Annotated in this window: 18 protein-coding genes and 3 tRNA genes; 11 read left to right on the forward strand and 10 right to left on the reverse strand. The window is 71.0% G+C overall.

Annotation, left to right across the window (positions count from 1 at the left end; all coding sequences use genetic code 11):
• Positions 1-223: 223 nt before the first annotated feature.
• The 6 genes from QCZ28_RS33800 to arfB all read left to right on the forward strand — a co-directional run bounded on the left by QCZ28_RS33800 (position 224) and on the right by arfB (position 4,988).
• The gene (locus tag QCZ28_RS33800; protein WP_030335357.1) at positions 224-1,273 is read left to right on the forward strand and encodes a MoxR family ATPase; all 1,050 of its coding nucleotides are present in this window, start codon (positions 224-226) and stop codon (positions 1,271-1,273) included.
• Complete coding sequence (locus QCZ28_RS33805; RefSeq protein WP_279520424.1) at positions 1,270-2,283, forward strand: DUF58 domain-containing protein; 1,014 nt, start codon at positions 1,270-1,272, stop codon at positions 2,281-2,283. The genes QCZ28_RS33800 and QCZ28_RS33805 overlap by 4 nt, the downstream gene beginning before the upstream one ends.
• Complete coding sequence (locus QCZ28_RS33810) at positions 2,280-3,239, forward strand: VWA domain-containing protein (protein ID WP_279520425.1); 960 nt, start codon at positions 2,280-2,282, stop codon at positions 3,237-3,239. The genes QCZ28_RS33805 and QCZ28_RS33810 overlap by 4 nt, the downstream gene beginning before the upstream one ends.
• Before the next feature lie 38 nt (positions 3,240-3,277).
• Positions 3,278-4,132, forward strand: coding sequence for a trypsin-like peptidase domain-containing protein (locus QCZ28_RS33815; RefSeq protein ID WP_279520426.1), 855 nt, complete (start codon positions 3,278-3,280; stop codon positions 4,130-4,132).
• A 99-nt stretch (positions 4,133-4,231) separates the two neighbouring features.
• Entirely contained in the window at positions 4,232-4,528 is a 297-nt protein-coding gene (locus QCZ28_RS33820) for a hypothetical protein (protein ID WP_279520427.1), read from the forward strand.
• Positions 4,529-4,562: 34 nt separating this feature from the next.
• Positions 4,563-4,988, forward strand: a complete 426-nt coding sequence (gene arfB, locus QCZ28_RS33825; protein ID WP_279520428.1) for an alternative ribosome rescue aminoacyl-tRNA hydrolase ArfB — start codon at positions 4,563-4,565, stop codon at positions 4,986-4,988.
• Between the two features lie 424 nt (positions 4,989-5,412).
• On the opposite strand, the gene QCZ28_RS33830 is transcribed toward arfB, so the two are convergent.
• From QCZ28_RS33830 to QCZ28_RS33850, 5 genes are all read right to left on the reverse strand, one after another.
• Positions 5,413-6,690 (reverse strand): metallophosphoesterase, encoded by a 1,278-nt coding sequence (locus QCZ28_RS33830; RefSeq protein ID WP_279520429.1) that lies wholly within the window; start codon positions 6,688-6,690, stop codon positions 5,413-5,415.
• Between the two features lie 209 nt (positions 6,691-6,899).
• The gene (locus QCZ28_RS33835; protein WP_279520430.1) at positions 6,900-7,577 is read right to left on the reverse strand and encodes a response regulator transcription factor; all 678 of its coding nucleotides are present in this window, start codon (positions 7,575-7,577) and stop codon (positions 6,900-6,902) included.
• Positions 7,574-8,893 carry a histidine kinase gene (locus tag QCZ28_RS33840; RefSeq protein ID WP_279520431.1) on the reverse strand — a complete coding sequence of 440 codons (1,320 nt, stop codon included), beginning with the start codon at positions 8,891-8,893 and terminating at the stop codon, positions 7,574-7,576. The genes QCZ28_RS33835 and QCZ28_RS33840 overlap by 4 nt, the downstream gene beginning before the upstream one ends.
• A gap of 94 nt (positions 8,894-8,987) precedes the next feature.
• Positions 8,988-11,222: an MMPL family transporter gene (locus tag QCZ28_RS33845; RefSeq protein WP_279520432.1), complete on the reverse strand. Its 2,235-nt coding sequence runs from the start codon at positions 11,220-11,222 to the stop codon at positions 8,988-8,990.
• A 170-nt stretch (positions 11,223-11,392) separates the two neighbouring features.
• Positions 11,393-12,259, reverse strand: coding sequence for an SDR family NAD(P)-dependent oxidoreductase (locus QCZ28_RS33850; protein ID WP_279520433.1), 867 nt, complete (start codon positions 12,257-12,259; stop codon positions 11,393-11,395).
• 57 nt (positions 12,260-12,316) lie between these two features.
• Here QCZ28_RS33850 and QCZ28_RS33855 point away from each other — a divergent pair, with 57 nt between their 5' ends.
• Positions 12,317-12,781, forward strand: coding sequence for a MarR family winged helix-turn-helix transcriptional regulator (locus QCZ28_RS33855; protein ID WP_279520434.1), 465 nt, complete (start codon positions 12,317-12,319; stop codon positions 12,779-12,781).
• Positions 12,782-13,085: 304 nt separating this feature from the next.
• Here the strand turns inward: QCZ28_RS33855 and QCZ28_RS33860 are convergent, their stop codons facing one another.
• The 5 genes from QCZ28_RS33860 to QCZ28_RS33880 form a co-directional block, all read right to left on the reverse strand.
• Positions 13,086-13,382 (reverse strand): PIN domain-containing protein, encoded by a 297-nt coding sequence (locus QCZ28_RS33860; protein ID WP_279520435.1) that lies wholly within the window; start codon positions 13,380-13,382, stop codon positions 13,086-13,088.
• Positions 13,383-13,466: 84 nt separating this feature from the next.
• Positions 13,467-13,691, reverse strand: a complete 225-nt coding sequence (locus tag QCZ28_RS33865; RefSeq protein WP_279520436.1) for a type II toxin-antitoxin system prevent-host-death family antitoxin — start codon at positions 13,689-13,691, stop codon at positions 13,467-13,469.
• 76 nt (positions 13,692-13,767) lie between these two features.
• Positions 13,768-13,953 carry a hypothetical protein gene (locus QCZ28_RS33870; RefSeq protein WP_279520437.1) on the reverse strand — a complete coding sequence of 62 codons (186 nt, stop codon included), beginning with the start codon at positions 13,951-13,953 and terminating at the stop codon, positions 13,768-13,770.
• A 52-nt stretch (positions 13,954-14,005) separates the two neighbouring features.
• Positions 14,006-14,887 (reverse strand): 3-methyladenine DNA glycosylase, encoded by an 882-nt coding sequence (locus tag QCZ28_RS33875; RefSeq protein ID WP_279520438.1) that lies wholly within the window; start codon positions 14,885-14,887, stop codon positions 14,006-14,008.
• A 34-nt stretch (positions 14,888-14,921) separates the two neighbouring features.
• Positions 14,922-16,403, reverse strand: a complete 1,482-nt coding sequence (locus tag QCZ28_RS33880) for a hypothetical protein (protein ID WP_279520439.1) — start codon at positions 16,401-16,403, stop codon at positions 14,922-14,924.
• Positions 16,404-16,577: 174 nt separating this feature from the next.
• Between QCZ28_RS33880 and QCZ28_RS33885 the strand changes: the two genes are divergently transcribed.
• The 4 genes from QCZ28_RS33885 to QCZ28_RS33900 all read left to right on the forward strand — a co-directional run bounded on the left by QCZ28_RS33885 (position 16,578) and on the right by QCZ28_RS33900 (position 18,006).
• Positions 16,578-17,381: a fumarylacetoacetate hydrolase family protein gene (locus QCZ28_RS33885; protein ID WP_279520440.1), complete on the forward strand. Its 804-nt coding sequence runs from the start codon at positions 16,578-16,580 to the stop codon at positions 17,379-17,381.
• Between the two features lie 108 nt (positions 17,382-17,489).
• Positions 17,490-17,561: transfer RNA gene (locus QCZ28_RS33890), tRNA-Gln, on the forward strand.
• Between the two features lie 134 nt (positions 17,562-17,695).
• A tRNA-Glu gene (locus QCZ28_RS33895) sits at positions 17,696-17,768 on the forward strand.
• Between the two features lie 165 nt (positions 17,769-17,933).
• Positions 17,934-18,006: transfer RNA gene (locus QCZ28_RS33900), tRNA-Glu, on the forward strand.
• The last annotated feature ends 148 nt before the right edge of the window (positions 18,007-18,154 follow it).

Consider the following 18,154-nt stretch of genomic DNA (forward strand, 5'->3'; position numbering starts at 1 on the left):
GGCTCTGCGTCCTTTGGCCTCGCTCGCGCCGATCGGCGCTCCCTGGCCGGTCGCCTGCCGACTTCGGTGCCTCCGCCGCCGGTCGGGCCGGTTGAGGCCGTCCTCGACAAACTCGCGATGGTCGTCACCCTTCCGCGCGGCTCATCCCGATTCCGGCCACTGCGGGCCGGTCCGGCCCGCACAATCCGACGTTTGCCGGCCGTGTGCCCGGGAAGCAAGCACCGTGACGGACATCTCGGACACCCTGGCCAGCATGCCCAGCCCGGTCGATCCGGAGCCGACCGGCATCGAGCTGGAACAGACCCTCTTCGAGGTCAAACGCGTGATCGTGGGGCAGGATCGCCTCGTCGAACGCCTGCTCACCGCCCTGGTCGCCAACGGACACTGCCTCCTGGAGGGGGTGCCCGGCGTGGCCAAGACACTGGCCGCGCAGACCCTCGCGACAGTGGTCGGCGGCACCTTCTCCCGGATCCAGTTCACCCCGGACCTGGTGCCCTCCGACATCGTGGGCACCCGGATCTACCGGGCGTCCAAGGAAACCTTCGACATCGAGCTGGGCCCGATCATGGCCAACCTGGTGCTGGCCGACGAGATCAACCGGGCCCCCGCCAAGGTCCAGTCGGCGCTGCTGGAGGCGATGGCCGAACGGCAGGTCTCGATCGGCGGGCGCAGCTGGCCGGTCCCGGAGCCGTTCCTGGTGCTGGCCACCCAGAACCCGATCGAGTCCGAGGGGGTCTACCAGCTCCCCGAGGCGCAGCGCGACCGGTTCCTGATGAAGGTGGTGGTCGACTACCCCAGCGACGCCGACGAGCTGGCCATCCTCTACCGGATGAGCACCGACCGGCCGAGCCCGCGCCAGGTGCTCGACGCGCAACGGCTGCGGGACCTGCAGGCCCACGCCGAGCGGGTCTTCGTCCACCACGCGTTGGCCGAGTACGTGGTGCGGCTGATCCTCGCCACCCGCGACCCGGGCCGGTTCGGGCTGCCGGAGATCGCCCCGCTGCTGGCGTACGGGGCCAGTCCGCGGGCCACCCTGGGCCTCGTCGCGGCCGCCCGGGCGCAGGCCCTGCTGCGGGGGCGGGAGTACGTGCTGCCCGAGGACATCCGTGAGCTGGCCGTCGACGTCCTCGCCCACCGGCTGGTGCTCTCCTTCGACGCGGTGGCCGACGGGGTGTCGGCCGAGAGCGTGGTGCGACGGCTCGTCGAGGCGGTGCCACCGCCCCGGCTGGCCAGCGGGCACCCGCAGCAGGCGCCGGACCTGGCGGCGGCATGAGACGCGCCACCGCCGCGCCCGCCGACCCCGGCCTGGCCGAGCTTGCCCCCGATGAGCGCCTGCGCCGGCTGGAACTGACCGTCACGCGCCGGCTGAACGGCCTGCTGCACGGTCAGTACCGCGGTCTGCTGCCCGGGCCGGGCAGTGAGCCCGCCGGCAGTCGCGAGTACCGGCCGGGCGAGGACGAGGTCCGCCGGATGGACTGGGCGGTGACGGCCCGCACGGCGGTGCCGCACGTCCGGCAGGTCGACGCCGACCGGGAACTGACCACCTGGCTGCTCGTCGACGGCAGCGCCAGTATGGAGTTCGGGACCGCCGAGCTGGACAAACGGGAACTGGCGGTGGCCGCGGTCGCGGCGGTCGGCTTCCTGACCGCGGGCGTCGGCAACCGCCTCGGCGCCCAGGTGCTGCGCGCCGACGGGGTACGCCGGTTTCCGGCCCGCAGCGGTCGTACCCATCTGCTCGCGCTGCTCCGCTCGCTGCTCGCCGCCCCCCGCGTCACCGCGCCCCCCGACCGGGCGGGGCGTGGCCCCACGGCCCGACCGCCCGACCTGGCCGACGGCCTCGACGCGCTGCACCGGATCGCCAACCGGCGCGGGCTGGTGGTGGTGGTCTCCGACTTCCTCGACGGTCTGCCCGACGAACCCGCCGAGGCGGCGCCCTGGGAGCGGACCATGCGCCGGCTGGCCGTCCGGCACCAGGTGCTGGCGATCGAGGTGACCGACCCCCGGGAGCTGGAACTGCCGGACGTCGGCCTGATCACGCTCGTCGACCCGGAGACCGGCCGGCACCGCGAGGTGTCCACGTCGGACCGCCGGCTGCGCGAGCGGTACGCCGAAGCCGCCGCCGCCCAGCGCGAACAGGTCCACCAGGCGGTGCGTCGCAGCGGTGCCACCCACCTGCCGCTGCGCACCGACGGGGACTGGAGCGCCGACATCGTCCGGCACGTGCACGCCCAGCGTCGGCTGGCCGCTGCGCCGTCCGGCCAGCCGCGGGGAGGTGCCGCGTGATCTGGGAGTCGCCGCTGCGACTCTGGCTGCTGCTCGGCGTGCTCGCCCTGGTCGTCGCGTACCTGGTGATGCAGCGCCGACGCAGCCGGTACGCGGTCCGCTTCACCAACCTGCGGCTGCTGGACCGGGTGGCGCCGCAGCGGCCCGCCTGGCGTCGGCACGTACCGGCCGGGCTCTTCCTGGCCATGCTGGCGCTGCTCGTGGTCGGCTTCGCCCGCCCGAGCGCCGAGGTCCGGGTGCCCCGGGAACGGGCCACGGTGATGGTGGCGGTGGACGTCTCCACGTCGATGCTCGCCACCGACGTCGAGCCGGACCGGCTGGCCGCGGCGAAGGAGGCCGCCCGGCGCTTCGTCAAGGGCCTGCCCGACGAGTTCAACGTGGGGCTCGTCGCGTTCGCCGGGAGCGCCGCCGTGCTGGTGCCACCGGGCACCGACCGGGACGCCCTCGAAGAGGGGATCGACCGGCTCGCCGAGGGAATCACCGGCGTACAGGGCACCGCGATCGGCGAGGCCATCAACACCTCACTCGGCGCGGTCAAGAGCCTGGACAACGAAGCCGCGAAGGAGCCGCCACCGGCCCGGATCATCCTGCTCTCCGACGGCGCCAACACCTCCGGGATGGACCCGATGGAGGCGGCGGCGGAGGCGGTGACGGCGGAGGTGCCGGTGCACTCGATCTCGTTCGGCACACCGTCCGGGTTCGTCGACCGGGGTGGCCGACCCATCCAGGTGCCGGTGGACGGGCAGACCCTCAAGGCGGTCGCCGAGGAGACCGGCGGGATGTTCCACGAGGCCAGCACCTCCGACGAGCTGCGCGCCGTCTACGACGACATCGGCAGCTCGGTCGGCTACCGCACCGAGCGGCAGGACGTCTCGGCCCGGTTCATCGGCCTCGGACTGGTGTTCGCGATGGGTGCCGCCGCCGGCTCGATGCGCTGGTTCTCCCGGCTGCCCTGACCGCTGCGCACAACCGACGTCGTCAGTGAGGAGTACGCATGGCAGTGCAGACCGGACTGGGCGAACCGCGTGGTCCCTGGTTCATCTCGCCGGAACTCGACCCGGACGGGCGCGGGTGGTGGGACGCGCCCGAGCGCGACCCGGGCGGGCGGCGGCCCGGGCGGCTGCTCGCCGTGCTGGGCGTGGTGGCGGTCTCAGCCGTCTCCGGTGCTCTCGCCGGTGGCGTGGTGGCCAGCCGGGACGGGGCTGGTGGGCCGGCGGCCGCGTCCGCCGCCCCGGTGCCGGCCGAACTGGTCACGGCGGCCGCGCGGACCGTGCCGGGGGTGGTGTCGGTGCTGGCCGGCGGCGCGAGCGGCGGGTCCGCGACCGGCTCCGGCTTCGCCGTGGACGACCAGCAGCACCTGATCACCAACGACCACATCCTGGCCAAGGGCGGTGGCGGTCCGGTGACAGTGGAACTGCCCGACGGGCGTCGGTTCGCCGCCGAGGTGGTCGGGCGGGAGCCGCGCAGCGACCTGGCGGTGCTGAAGGTGCCGGCGTCGGCCGGTCTCACCCCGTTGCCCCTGGCCAAGCCGGGCGCGACCCGGGTCGGTGAGCCGGTGCTCGCGGTGGGGTCGCCGCTCGGGCTGGCGGGGACGGTCACCGCGGGCATCGTCAGCGCCCTGGACCGCGAGGTACGCCTCGGCAACAACCGGCACAGCGCGGTGCAGACCGACGCGTCCATCAACCCGGGCAACTCCGGTGGGCCACTGGTCAACGCCCGTGGGGAGGTGGTCGGGGTGAACACCGCCATCGCCACCATCGACGGGAACGGCTCGATCGGCATCGGTTTCGCCATCCCGATCGACCAGGTGCAGCAGACCGCCGACACGATCATCGGCAAGGGTGGCTGAGCTGCCCGAACGCCCCTGCCGGGGGCTGCCACTGTCAGATATCCGGCCCGACGGCATCGGACCATGGAAATATTACGGTCGGTATGGATACTGGCGGAGGTGGAGCGTCCTCTTCTCACGGTCCTCCTGCTGGTGGGGCTGGTCATCGGATGTGCAGTGGGGTCGGCGTACGCCCGGGCACGACGCGGGTGGAACGATTACCAGACCGTCAAGAAATCGGTGCCGGGCGCCCGCAGGGGCGCCTGGGCGCTGATCCGTGGGGTCGCCGTGAAGGCGGCGGTGATCGGGCTGCTGCTCTTCGGCGCGGTGGCGTACGCGGCGGTCGGTTCCGACGAGGAAACCGCCGGGCCGGCGCCCAGCCAGTCCCCGACCCAGAGCGAGCCTCCGCACCGGTAACCCCCGGCAGGCCGTTCCGGGTTAGCCTCGGGGCGTGGACGACGGACTGCGGGTGACCGACCGGTGGGTCGTCCCCGCCGCGGAGCTGCGGGAGCGGTTCTCCCGCTCGTCGGGGCCGGGCGGGCAGGGCGTGAACACCGCTGACTCCCGCGTCGAGCTCAGCTACGACCTGGCCCACTCGCCCACCGTGCCCGACTGGCTGCGGTCGCGGGCGCTGGCCCGGCTGGCCAACCGCCTCGTCGACGGGGTGCTGACGATCGCCGCCAGCGAGCACCGGGCCCAGCTGGCCAACCGGGAGGCGGCCCGGGCACGGATGACCGCCCTGCTGCGGGAGGCCGCTGCGCCCCCACCGCCGGCCCGTCGGGCGACCCGCCCGTCCCGTGGGGCCAAGGAGCGCCGGCTGGCCGATAAGAAACGCCAGTCCCAGCGCAAACGGGACCGCCGCGCGGACGACGACTAGGAACCGCTGAACGCCCCCACCGCCCGCGCGGCGACCCTCGGGGCGCGGCGGGCCGGGTTGAGTGTGGCGGGGTCAGCCGGTGAAGTTTCAGGCCTGGTTCTGCCCGCCGATGCACTCCCACTGCTGCACGAACGCGCCGGGCGGCGGGGGATGGTGTTCCTCTGGCCACTTAACGTGAGTCGTTGGCGGGATCGGGCAGACGAAGGGCGGCATGGCCAGCATCGAGGAAGTCAAGCGGCGCTGATGTCGGCCGCCGAGCAGGCCCCGGCACCCCCTACAACCACATCCCCGATCTGCAGGAGCTATGGCCTCCGGCCGCGTCCCGAACCAGGTCACCGCCCGCCGACCGCTCCCGCTCCTGGCTGTTCCGATCCTCCCCGACGGCCGGCCTGTGCCGGTTTTGATCGCCGACGCCACGCGTGCGCTACTGCCTGCGCAATTCGATGACTGTGATGTCGGGTGGTGCTCCGACTCTGATGGGTGGCAGGGATGCTCCGACTCCGTGGGAGACGTAGAGCTGTGTGTGGTCGATGGTGGCCAGTCCCGCTGTGAGGGGTTGGGTCAGTGGCACGAGCAGGTTGCCGGGGAAGAAGGCACCGCCGTGTGTGTGCCCGGACAGTTGGAGATCGACTTCGCGGCGGGCGGCTTCGTGTACCTGCACGGGTTGGTGGGCGAGCAGGACGACGGGGTGGGAGGCGTCGCGGTCGCCGAGGGCCCTGTCGTAGTCGGGCGCGTCGTGGTTCTGCTCGCCGGTAATGTCGGTGACACCTGCGAGGTCTATGGCTCCGCCCTGATGTCTGATCAGGGTGCGGGTGTTGCGCAGGGTGGTGACGCGGAAGTCGGCGAGTGCGGCGATCCAGGCGTCGACATCGTGTCGGTAGTCGTGGTTGCCCGTGACGAAGAAGGTGCCGTGGGTCGAGGACAGCCGAGTGAGCGGCGCGGCGTGAGCGGCCAAGTCGCCGGCGGTGCCGTCGGAGAGATCGCCCACGATGGCGACGATGTCGGGCGACGTGTCGTTGATCATCCGGACCATGCGTGCGGTGTGGGCGCGGCCGAAGAACGGCCCGAGGTGGAGGTCGCTGGCCATCGTGATGCGCATGCCATCGAGTGAGGGGTGCAGTCGGCGCAGGGCGACGGGCACGACTTTCACATCGAGTGCTCCCAGGCCGCGGTGAAAGCCGTAACCCGTGGCGGCCACGGCGGTACCGGTGGCAAGCAGCGCGACCGAGCGGGCAAGGATGAGACGGCGATCCATCATCCGCGGTGCGTCCTGAGCCGGGCGGGGATTCGGGGCGCCCATGACCGGAGCCGCAACGGAGCGGCTCTGCTGCACTACCGGCGCCCGAGGGGCCTGCGCGGGAATCACGGGGCCGGTTCCGGTTCGACGCCGCAGTGCACGCGCCGTCAGGTGTGCGGGGATCTCCAGGGCGACGAGCGTCATCAGCAGGTAGGCGGCCAGGGCGACCCACACGAAGGCCGGCCAGGCCAGCCATGCGATGCGTGTGGGGTTCGCGTACTGCGCGGCGAGGACACCGGTGGGGACCAGGACTGTGAGGGCGACCGCCGCGGCCCCGCCCGCGCGGCGCAGCCGGGCGGACGCTGTTACGACCTTGACAAGCCGCAGGTAGAGGTAGCGGTGCGCGGCGACTGAGACGACGATGCTCACTGCGGCGACGGTGGCTTCCTGCGCGAGGGTGCTCACGCCGCTGCCTCAGCCGGTGGGAACGGACTGGAGACGAATCGCCCGTCGTGGGTGCTGGCGTCGAGGTGTCGGTGCATGGCGGCGGGGTGCTCCGGGAGAGTTGTCGAATAGTAAGAGTTGATTGGTCCGGGGGTCGGTCGCGCCCGGCCGGAGGGACGGGCCGCGTCGGACGGCGACATCTGGGGTCCATCTGCCTGCTCGCGGGGGGTTCACTGAGGGCGGGCCAGGCCCACGTCGTAGGCGAAAATGACCGCCTGTACGCGGTCGCGGACATCGATCTTTGCCAGGATGCGGCTGACGTGTGATTTGACCGTCGACTCGGCCAGGTGGAGGTGGGCGGCTATCTCGGTGTTGGACCATCCCATGGCGACGGTGGCGAGAACTTCGCGTTCGCGTTCGGTCAGGGCTTCCAGTTGTCGTCGCTGTCCAGGGCTGAGGACAGGAGCGCCGGACGTCCGTTGTGGGTGCGAGGTGGTGAAGGCGTCGATGAGTCTGCGTGTCAGGCTCGGGGAGATGACGCTGTCGCCGGCCGCCACGGCCCGGATGCCGACGACGAGTTCCTCGGGGCGTGCGTCCTTGAGGAAGAAGCCGGCCGCGCCGGCCCGCAGGGCCTCGTAGGCGTACTCGTCGAGGTCGAAGGTGGTCAGGACCAGGACCCGCGAGCGGCCGCCGGACTCGACGATGCGGCGGGTGGCCTCGATGCCGTTGACGATGGGCATCCGGACGTCCATCAGGACGACGTCGGGATGCAGTTCCGCGGTCAGGCGGACGGCCTCCTGGCCCTGGGAAGCTTCGCCGACGACTGAGATATCCGGCTGTGCTTCGAGGAGCATGCGAAAGCCCAGTCGTTGCAAGGTCTGGTCGTCGACGATGAGGACAGTGGTCATCTGCGGCGCTTCTCCGTGACGGCGCTGGGCAGGGTGCGGGATGTGCTCAGGACGGTGTGGACGCGCCAACCGCCAGCGAGGGTCGGGCCTGCGCTGATGCGCCCCTGGTAGAGGGCGGCGCGGTGGCGCATGCCGACCAATCCTTGCCCGCTGTGCCTGCCGTGCCGTTCGCTGTCCGCCACACGGGTCGGGCCTGTGTCCTCCACCGTGATGTGCACCGATTCCTCATCTCTGTATAGGTCGACAGACACGGTGGTGTCGGCTGCGGCATGTTTGAGGGCGTTGGTGAGGGCTTCCTGCACGATGCGGTAGACGGTGAGCTGAAGGCCGGGGCTGAGCGGTATCAGGTCCCCGTTGGTGTGCAGGTCGGCGGTGGGGCCGGCAGCGCGGACGCGGTGGAGCAGCGCGGGTAGGTCCTGAAGGGTCGGCTGCGGTGCGAGCGGGGTGGTGTCCCGCTGTGTCGCGGGGTTGTCGACCACGATGAGCAGGCGGCGTAGTTCCGCGAGGGCCTCGCGGCTGCTGTCGCCGATGAGGTCGAGGGCGCCGGCGGATTGCTCCGAGCGGGACCTGGCCAGGGCGGCAGCTCCGTCGGCCAGCCCGATGATCACGGCGAGGGTGTGGCCGAGGATGTCGTGCATCTCGTGGGAAACGCGGGTGCGTTCCGAGGCTGCGGCCAGGCGGGTCTGCTGGTCCCGCTCGGTCTCCAGAGCCACGATGTAGGCCTTCGCCAGGCGTCCGGTGAGGGCCAGTCCGGCGCAGGCGGTCACGGCGAGCATGGCCAGCAGCGTGACGATTTCTGGGCGCTTGGCGTGTTGCAGTTGGCCGCTTCCCCAGAACGCCGCGATCCAGAGAACGAGCTGGGCGGCGGTGACAGCGCAGGCGAGGACCAACTGGCGGTGGCTACCGTAGCGGCCGACGTTGTAGAGCGCGACGATCCGGGCCCCGTCGGCGCCGGTGAGGACGTTCAGCGGCAGCGCGAGGACGGAGGCGGCTGTGGTGATCGCGAACACCAGGCCGGGCCGTCGTTCCCGCCACAGCAGCGGAACCGTGTAGGCGAGGGTGAGAACGATCTCGCTGGGCAGGTGGGCGCGGTTGGCCGGGTTGAGCAGGGAGGGCACTGCGAGGACGGCGCAGAAGACGGGCACGGCCCACAGCCGCAGCCGGGGGTGGTCGCGGTCGACAGTCCGCCAGGCGGCCAGCCCGCTGATGATCGACACCGTGACGCGGTGGTCGGGGTCGCGGGTCAGTGACTGCGGAAGCCGGGGAGCATGGGGCGAGGTGCCGCGTACGGGTTCTCGGGTGGTCGACTCGCTCATGGCAGGTGGGGACCTTTTCGCTGTCCGGGCAGACCGCCCGCCGCCCCTCGGGATGAGGGCCGGCAGACGGGGTCGGGGTGTGCCGGGGCTGGGCCTACCCGAGGAGCGCGGGCACCGTCGGCTCCTGGTCGTTCTGCCCGGGGACGCGGGTCTGGCGTTCGCGTTCGGCCAGTACCCGGCGGAGCTTCTCACCTTCCACGTCGACGTTGGGCAGGCGGCGGTCGAGCCAGCGGGGAAGTGCCCAGGCCCGGGCGCCGAGCAGGGTCATCACCGCGGGAACGAGGGTCATGCGGATGACGAAGGCGTCGAAGAGGACCGCGGTGGCAAGGCCCATGCCGATGGATTTCACCAGGGCGATGTCGTCGAGGAGGAACCCGGCGAACACCGAGATCATGATGACGGCGGCGGCCGTGACCACGCGGGCGCTGTGGCGGAACCCGGTGACAATCGCTTCGGTGGGGCCGGCGCCGTGGACGTACGCCTCGCGCATCCCGGAGACGAGGAACACCTCGTAGTCCATGGCCAGGCCGAAGACTACGCCGATCAGCAGGATGGGCAGCAGGCTGACGATGGGTGCGGTCTCGTCGACGCCGAAGACGTCCTTGAGCCAACCCCACTGGAACACGGCGACTAGCACGCCGAGGGTGGCGACGACGCTGAGCAGGAAGCCGGCGGCGGCCTTGATCGGGATCAGGACCGAGCGGAACACGAGAAGCAGCAGGATCAGCGCGAGACCGACGACGATGGCCAGGTAGGGCACCATCGCCTCGCCGAGCTTGGCGGAGACGTCGATGTTGAGCGCGGTCGCGCCGGTCACCATCACCTGCGCACCGCTGTCCTTCTCCACCGTGCCGCTACGGTCGCGGATTTCGGCGACCAGGTCGACGGTCTCCTGGCTGGTGGGCGGGCTGCTCGGCACCGCGGTGATCAGTGCGACGTCACCGGCTTCGTTGAAGACCGGGGGCCGTACGGTGGCGACGTCGTCGAGGCCCTCCAGCAGGGCGGCGGTGTCCGTCGCCGCGGCCTTCGCGTCGTCGCTGTCGCGAGCGTCGACGACGATGGTCAGCGGGCCGCTGAAGCCCGGTCCGAAACCCTTGCTGAGTGTGTCGTAGGCCACGCGCTGAGTGCTGCCAGGAGCGGCCATGCTGTCGTCGGGCAGGGTCAGCCGCAGCGACAGCGCCGGGATGGCCAGCACACCCAGGCCGACAACCGAGGCCAGCAGCATCTTCCAGGGATGGCGGGTGACGAAGCGACCCCAGCGAACGCCCATCGTGACGCGCCGGCCGTGCTGCTCGGCCCGCACGCGGCGCGTGGTGAGGCGGCCGTTGGCCACTCGGGTACCGGTGAAGCCCAGCGTGGCCGGCAGGAGGGTGAGCGCGACCAGCACGGCGACGGTGATGGCGAAGGCTGCGGCCAAACCCATGGTGGTGAGCATCGCGATGCCGATGACGCTCAGACCGGCCAGAGCGATGACGACGGTCAGACCGGCGAAGACCACCGCCGAGCCCGCGGTCCCCAGGGCACGCCCGGCTGCTTCCTCGGGAGCGTGCCCTTCACGCAGCTCTGTCCGGTAGCGGGAGACGATGAACAGGGCGTAGTCGATGGCCACCGCCAGACCCAGCATGAGCGCCAGCGTCTGCGCGTTGGAAGCCATATCGACGAACGACGAGGCGACGGTGATGGCACACAGGGCGATGCCGACGCCGACGATCGCGGACACCAGGGGCAGTCCGGCCGCGACCAGCGAACCGAAGGTGATGATCAGGACGAAAGCGGCGACCAGCAGGCCGATCAGTTCGGTCGCGTTGCTCTGCTCCTCCTCCAGCACCGCGTTGCCGCCGAGGCTGATCTTCAGGTTTGCCTTCTCGCCGTTGTCCGCCGCCTGGTGCAGGGCGTCTGACGCGGCGGGAGTGATGTCGGCCTGCGAAACGGCGTAGGTCACCTGGGCGTAGGCGATGCTGCCCGAGGAGCTGACCAGGCCGGCGGTGAAAGGGTCGGTGACGTTCGCCACCTGCGGCGCCTTGCGCAGGTCGGCGACCAGGGACTCCACTTCCTGCTTGTGGGGGGCGGACGTCAGCTTCTGCCCGTCCGGAGCCTCGATGACCACACGGGCCGTGGCACCGGCGGCCGAGGCCTGCGGGAACTCCTTCTCCAGCAGGTCGATGGCCTGCTGCGACTGGGTACCGGGAAGCGTGAAGTCGTCCGTCGTACTGCCCGACACGCTGCTGACGCCGATGACCGCGGCGACGAGCACCGCGATCCACGCGAGCAGCACCAGCCGACGCCGCCGGAAGGCAAGCCGGCCGATCCGGTAGAGAAAGGTCGCCACGGAAATTACTCCCACCACGAGAAAACGGATGTGTGAGGATGAGCCCGACAGGCTCCGCCCATGAAGGTAGGAGTCGGGTGCGGCCGAAAAGAGCTACTGGAGGACGAATCCGCGCCCGGGGCGGTACCCCGGTACCGGGTGGTGTCCTCCTTGAGGCGGGCTTCCGGGTCTCAGCCGGCCGGGTGGGCGGCGAGAAGCGCCACGGTCGCGTCCCACAGCTCCCGCTGCACACGCGGGTCCCGGCCGGGCTCGGGGCACAGCAGGGGACGGGCGTCGCGGGCGGAGAAGTAGCCGCCGGTGGTGCCCGCGAGCGCCGGGTCGGTGGCGAGCCGCACGATGATGCCGGCACCCCTGCGGGGATCCCCGATCTTCAGCGTGTTCAGCACCCGCTGCAGGACGGCGGAGCCGGGCAGGTCCCGGCCCAGGCCGGTGGCGTTGAAGCCAGGGTCGCAGCAGTTCACAGTGACCTTGACCGCATCCAGGCGACGGGCCAGCTCCTGCGTCCACATGATCGTCATCAGCTTGGTGCGCCCGTACAAGGGCATCGATTCCCGGCGGGTATAGGACTCGGTGCGCCGCAGGTCCTCGGCCGGGTCGATCGTTTTGGCCTGCCGGGCCGCTTCGGAGGCGACGTTGACGATCCGGGCTGGCGCTGAGGCGCCGAGCTTCGACGTCAGCGCCTCGGTCAGGACGAACGGGCCGAGGTAGTTCACCGCCGTCATGTCCGCGAGGCCCTCGGTGGTGATGCGCTGCGCGAAGGCATGGAGGCCGGCGTTGTTGACCAGGACGTCCAGGCGCTGATAGCGCGTGGCGATCTCCTCGCCCGCGCGGCGGGCGTCGGAGAGCAAGCCCAGGTCGGCGTAGAAGACATCGACGGGCTCGTCGGTCACCGCCTTCAGGTCGGTGACGAGGGCTTGCGCCTTGCTGCGGGAGCGGGCCACGGTGCCGATGCGGTAGCCCTGGCGGGCCAGCTCGAAGGCGGCGATGCGGCCCAGTCCGGAGGTGGCTCCGGTGATCACGGCAACGGGACGATCCATCTCACAACCCCTTTCATGAGGTACCTCACGATCCTGTTGTGCGAGGATACCCGAACAATGGAGCAGCACGAATCAACAACGGCGGGCAGCGCCCCGGAGCAGGTGGGACTGTCCTTCCTCGCCCTCGCGTACACCCTGCGCGAACAGGTCGACCAGCGCATGCTGGCGATCGCCGGCCTGTCCCTGTCCCGCACCAAGGTCCTTCAGGCACTGGCAAGCTGCGGCGCGCTCCACCAAGCGCAGCTGGCCGCCTCCCTCGGCCAGGCGCCGCGCTCCGTCACCCAGATCGTGGAGGGCCTGGAGCGCCTCGGCATGGTCGCCCGAACCGGTGACCCCGCGGACCGCCGCCGCAAGACCGTCTCCATCACTGATGCCGGCCGCACGGCACTAGGGGCTGCGGAAGAAGCGGGCACGCACGTACTCCGCCAGCGCTTCGGCCAGCTCGAACCACAACAGCTGGCCACACTCGACACGCTCCTCGCGCACCTGGACATCGCCCTCACTGGCGGCAAGACCGGCTGACATGCACGGAAAGCCAGCCTGGGGGAGCTTCTTCAGCGCGTACCGGGTGACCGCTTCACCTGCGCGATCGCCCACCTCCCGCCGAATGGGCAGAGCCCGGGTGCGGTACGCCAGCGCCTGTTCCCCGTCTCCGAGCCGGGCGTACACGGCACCAATGTTGCTCAGGGAGGGGCGACCGTCGCCGACGCTCCCGGTTGCCCGGGCCGTCGACCGCCGGGCCTGACGGCTCCGCCAACCCGGCAACTCCCCCGGCCCGACTCGCCCGGGACCCGACACCAGGCCGGGAGGCTTGCGACGCTCAGCGTCACACCGTGTGGACCGTGATGAGGTCTTCGAGGCCTGCGAGGTCTTCGGCGTTGCGGGTGTACACGGCGGCGTCATGGGCGTGTGCGGTTGCCGCGATGAGCAGGTCCATCACCCTGGCCCGCGGCTGGCGGCCGGCCTCGACGACGCGTGCGGCCAATCGTGTGTAACTGTCGGCGGTCGCTTCGTCGATGGGAAGCGGATCAAATCGACGTTGAATGGCGCTCAACCGCGCCAGGCGGAGCGCCCTCGCCTCGGCGGTCTTCGCGACCAGGACACCGAACTGAAAGTTCGGCAAGGCTGGCTACGCTGATGGCCAGCTCACCGGGGATCGGGGTGACATCAGTGGCGATAAGGATGCTGGTGTTGAGGGGGCCGCGACTCACCGCTCGGCCCAGGGATCGGTGACGGCGTCGTCGAGCAGGTCCCTGGCACTCGCCCATTCCACGTCAGTTGGTTGGTCGAACACGCCGGCGAGGTCGTCCCACTCGCGCCAGGTTCGAGGACTGACCGGACCGAGCACGGCTGCCGGTCGTCCACCGACGGTGATCGTCACGCGTTCACCGCTCTGTGCCCGACGTACCAGGTCGCTGGCGTTCTGCCGCATCTCCCGCAGCCCACCTCACGCATACACCCGCCGTAGCGCATGTGCTACCCCTCCTAGGTGCTGCGGTGATCCGTCGCTACTCGATCGACACGCGTTCAGTGATGTCGCGGTATCCGGTCGGGTGGGATACCGGAATGCCCCGGATGAACTGGAGGAAGATGTAGATCGAGATGATGTCTGGCACCAGGCTGGCGAGTAGGAAGGCCGCGACGACCAGGCGCCGGAGTCGGAAAGCGAACCGGTCGATGGCGTACGCGGTCATCGAGCCGATGATGACGGTGCCGGTGACGCTAACAGAATCGCGGACGCGCCGATCAGGAAATGGAAACCAGCCGGTCGCACTCGGCCACGAGTCGCGTACGCAGCACAATCGCACGCTCCGCGAACGACCGTTGAGCCCGCACATATTCGTGCCGGCCCTCGCCGGTCTCGATCCGAACCGGCGGATAGCCCAGTGCGGTGAGGTCGTACGGGCTGGCCCGCATGTCCAGCGTGCGGATGTCCCGAGCCAGGTCGAACGCGTCGGCCACCAACTCCGAAGGCACCAACGGCGACAACTTGTACGCCCACTTGTACAGATCCATGTTGGCGTGCAGGCAGCCCGGCTGCTCGTGCGCGTGCTGCGTCTCCCGGGTCGGGGAGAGCACATTCAACGGGCGGGCCGGCGCGGTGAAGAACCGGAACGCGTCGAAGTGGCTGCACCGCACCCCGCGCTCCTCGACGACCGCGGCGGTGCGCTCCGTGCTCAGCCGCAGCGGCCAGGCGTTGTGCCGCAACTCCTCCCGGGTCTGCCGGTAGACCATCGCCCACTCGTGCATCCCGAAGCAGCCGAAGTGCGGCGCCCGCCCACGCGTCGCCGTCAACAGGGAACGGATCCAGGCGATCGACTCGCCGCGCCGCGCGCGTACCCCGTCGGTGTCGAGGGTGACCCCGGCGGTGCCGGCGTGGTAGTCGCGGCCGAACTCCGCCGGGTCGGCGTCGCGCAGCTCGACCCCGGGCCCCGGATGCCAGCGCCGCAGCTGGGCAGGGCGGTGCGAGTAGTAGGTGAACAGGAAGTCGGCCACCGGATGCCGCTCACCGCGCCGTCGCCGGGTCAGGTGCGGGGTCAGCCAGACGTCCACCCGCTGCTCGTGGGCCCGCCGGCGGGCCTGCCACTGCGCCGCGTCGAGCACGGTGCGGGCGAGGGCGGCGGTCACGCACCCAGGGTACGACCGCCGCCCGGAACACCGGTCAGGGCATGTGCACCCGGACCCCGGCGGAGAACACCCCGCTGCGCAGCTCCAGCTGCTCCGGCGGGTCCCGCCCGTCGACGGTGAAGACCAGCGGCAGCACCATCCGGGTACCCGCCGCCATCGGGTTGGCGAAGACGTCCCGACCCAGGTTCGCCATCCGGGTGGCCGACTCGTCGGTGCTCACCCAACGCCCGCCCGGCAGGTACGCCCGTTGCAGCTCGCTGTGCCACAGCTGGTGGTCGGCGGTGACGTTACGCACACCCACTGTCGCCTCGCAGCGTCGGCCGTTGACGGGCGCGGCAGGGCCACCGTCGGTCTTCCCGGCGGTGCCGGGAGCGCCGCAGGTCATCCGGTACACGGTGAACTCGAACGCCGACTCGCGCAGCGGCACACCCAGCGACCCGGTGACCCCGGTGCCCATCCACGCGCCGCTGGTCGGCTGCTTCTGGGTGTCGATCGCCGCGACCTGCCGGGTCGCCGTCCAACCCGCGGTGCCGACGACGCCGGCCAGCACCACGACGGCTGCGCCCACCAACATCCAGACCGGCGGGGTACGCCGACGCCGCACCGGACTCGGGGCTGCCGGTCGCGGGTAGATCGTCCCGCGACCATCCTCGGCTCCGCCGCCGGTGGCGAGCGCGGCAGCCGTCACCCGCCGCCCGCGCCGCCGCCGTCGCCACACCCAGAACACCGCGGCGCTGATCAGCAGCAGAACCGCCAGGCCGGCGAGGAGCACCGGGTAGCGGCGCCAGGCCGGTGCCTCGGTCACCTCGGCCGCCGGTGCCGCCGCCTGCCAGGTGGCAGTGGCGCAGTCGTACGGTCGGCTGCCGTCACTGGTGAACGCGCAGGTCGGCGCGGTCAGCGGCTGACCCGGTGCGGTCGCGGCGAGCGCGGTGCCCAACGTGGTGGTGCTGTGCGCGGGCAGCCGCAGCCGCCACGTCACCTCGGTGGCCGACCCGCTGGCCGGGGTGGACCGGCCGCCACCACTGATCGCGGTCGTCGTCGAGCCGGGCGGCAACTCCTGACGCACCGTGGTGTCCAGCGTCGAGCCGCTCACGTTGCGCACCTGGATCCGGTACCTCGGTGCCGGGCTGCTCTCCGTCGCGACCGTCACCGTGACCGGTTGCGGGGGCGCGGACGCCGGCGCCCGGGTGGGTGGTGCCATCGCCGGTGGTGCCGAGGGCGGCGTGGGCTCGGTCACCCGGGCCGCCATCGCCACCGGCGGTCGGGTGGCCGCTGGGCCGACCGTCGCCGGTGGCGATGGCGGGACGTCCGTGGGACGTGGCGCGCCGACCGGTGGTCGTGGCGTGGCCGCCGGTGGTCGTGGCGCGCTGGCCGTCGGTTGTGGCGTGGCCGCCGGTGGTCGTGGCGCGGCCGCCGCCTCCGGAGCCGCCGTCGGCAGGGCCGGCACGGCGGCGAGGATGCCGAGGCAGTGCACGAACACTGCGAGGGCTCTGTGGTGTCGTGTCGATGCAGGCATACGAACGAACCTCCGGAGCCGACGGTAGGGGCGAGTCGCTTCCATGCGGGTACGAATTCGGGAAGCCCGCCCCGCTCACCCCCAGCTCCGATAGGGTGCCGCGCGGTGACGGGTTGAGCACACCCGAGCGCCGGTCCTGGCCGATCGGGGTGCCGGCGGGGCTAGATTGGCCCGGTGCGTATCGCTCGTTTCGCCCATGCCAAGGGAATGTCGTTCGGTGCCGTCGAAGGCGAAGCGGAGGCCGGGCCGCAGGGCCTGACCATCGCCGAGATCGAGGGGCACCCGTTCGGCAATCTGACCTTCAGTGGGGCCCGTTGGGCCCTTTCCGACGTTCGGCTGCTTTCGCCGATCCTGCCCAGCAAGGTGGTGTGCGTCGGTCGTAACTACGCCGACCACGCCGCCGAGCTCGGCAACGACGTGCCCAAGGAGCCACTGCTCTTCCTCAAGCCGTCTACCTCGGTGATCGGCCCCCGGGACGCCATCCGACTGCCGATCTTCTCCAAGCAGGTCGAGCACGAGGCGGAGCTCGCGGTCGTGATCGGGGCCCCCGGGGCGCGCCGCGCCGACCGGGCCGCCGCCGAACGCGCCATCTTCGGCTACACCTGCGCCAACGACGTCACCGCTCGGGACCTTCAGCGCTCCGACGGGCAGTGGACCCGGGCCAAGGGCTTCGACTCGTTCTGCCCGATCGGCCCGTGGATCACCACCGGGCTGGACGTCTCCGATCTGGAGATCCGGTGTGAGGTGGGTCGCAACCCGGAGGAGATGGAGGTACGCCAGCTCGGCCGGACGAAGGACATGGTCTTCGACGTTCCCGGCCTGGTGTCGTACATCTCGCACGTGATGACTCTGCTGCCCGGCGACGTGGTTCTCACCGGCACTCCGGCCGGGGTTAGCCCGCTTGTCGAGGGGGATACGGTCACCGTGCGGATCGAGGGCATCGGCGAGCTCACCAACCCAGTGGTTCCCGTCGCCTGATCCGTCTGATGCCCCTGTTTCCGCAGCTCACGGGTGGTTCGGGGGGATCGGATTTGGCCTGTCGGCACCGGGAGGGTAAAGTTCACTCCCGGCGCCGCAAGGGGCCAATGGGGTATGGGGTAATTGGCAGCCCGACTGATTCTGGTTCAGTTAGTCTAGGTTCGAGTCCTGGTACCCCAGCGCTGCTGGAATTCGCGAGAATTTCCAGACGCTGGATTCTGACGGAGTTCGACTCCGCCCCTTCGGGGGCGGAGGGTGGTCTTCGGTAGAGTGCAGCTCCTCCACCCCTGAGGTGGGGGAGCGAAAGTTGTTCTGGCCCCGTCGTCTAGCGGCCCAGGACGCCGCCCTCTCAAGGCGGTAGCGCCGGTTCGAATCCGGTCGGGGCTACATCGTGCACAGCCCGTCTCACCTGGTGAGGCGGGCTGTTTCGTTGTCCGGGGGCGGCTGTTTCGCCGACCCGGGGCGGGGCCCGGACCCCGCGCTCGAACCCTCGGACGGTGCCGCTAGACTACTGCCGCACCGCCCGCGAGGGTGGTGAACGGAAGAAGTTCTGGCCCCGTCGTCTAGCGGCCCAGGACGCCGCCCTCTCAAGGCGGTAGCGCCGGTTCGAATCCGGTCGGGGCTACAACCAAAGGCTCGTCTCGCTCCCGCGAGGCGAGCCTTTCCCGTACCCCACCCTCCCGGCCCTCACCCCCCACCCTGCGTTGATCATGAAGTTATTGCCCACGGCCTCGGCGTGTCGTGACAACAACTTCATGATCAACGCGCGGTGG

Origin of the sequence: Micromonospora sp. DH14 (genome assembly GCF_029809455.1) — a bacterium.
Lineage (GTDB): Bacteria > Actinomycetota > Actinomycetes > Mycobacteriales > Micromonosporaceae > Micromonospora > Micromonospora parva.

Bases quoted from the DNA above. Each gene is read 5' to 3' on its own strand.
- QCZ28_RS33805 (WP_279520424.1), top strand. From the start codon at position 1,270: ATGAGACGCGCCACCGCCGCGCCCGCCGACCCCGGCCTGGCCGAGCTT.
- QCZ28_RS33815 (WP_279520426.1), top strand. From the start codon at position 3,278: ATGGCAGTGCAGACCGGACTGGGCGAACCGCGTGGTCCCTGGTTCATC.
- QCZ28_RS33835 (WP_279520430.1), bottom strand. From the start codon at position 7,577: ATGACCACTGTCCTCATCGTCGACGACCAGACCTTGCAACGACTGGGC.
- QCZ28_RS33840 (WP_279520431.1), bottom strand. From the start codon at position 8,893: ATGAGCGAGTCGACCACCCGAGAACCCGTACGCGGCACCTCGCCCCAT.
- QCZ28_RS33850 (WP_279520433.1), bottom strand. From the start codon at position 12,259: ATGGATCGTCCCGTTGCCGTGATCACCGGAGCCACCTCCGGACTGGGC.
- QCZ28_RS33855 (WP_279520434.1), top strand. From the start codon at position 12,317: ATGGAGCAGCACGAATCAACAACGGCGGGCAGCGCCCCGGAGCAGGTG.
- QCZ28_RS33865 (WP_279520436.1), bottom strand. From the start codon at position 13,691: ATGCGGCAGAACGCCAGCGACCTGGTACGTCGGGCACAGAGCGGTGAA.
- QCZ28_RS33870 (WP_279520437.1), bottom strand. From the start codon at position 13,953: ATGACCGCGTACGCCATCGACCGGTTCGCTTTCCGACTCCGGCGCCTG.
- QCZ28_RS33880 (WP_279520439.1), bottom strand. From the start codon at position 16,403: ATGCCTGCATCGACACGACACCACAGAGCCCTCGCAGTGTTCGTGCAC.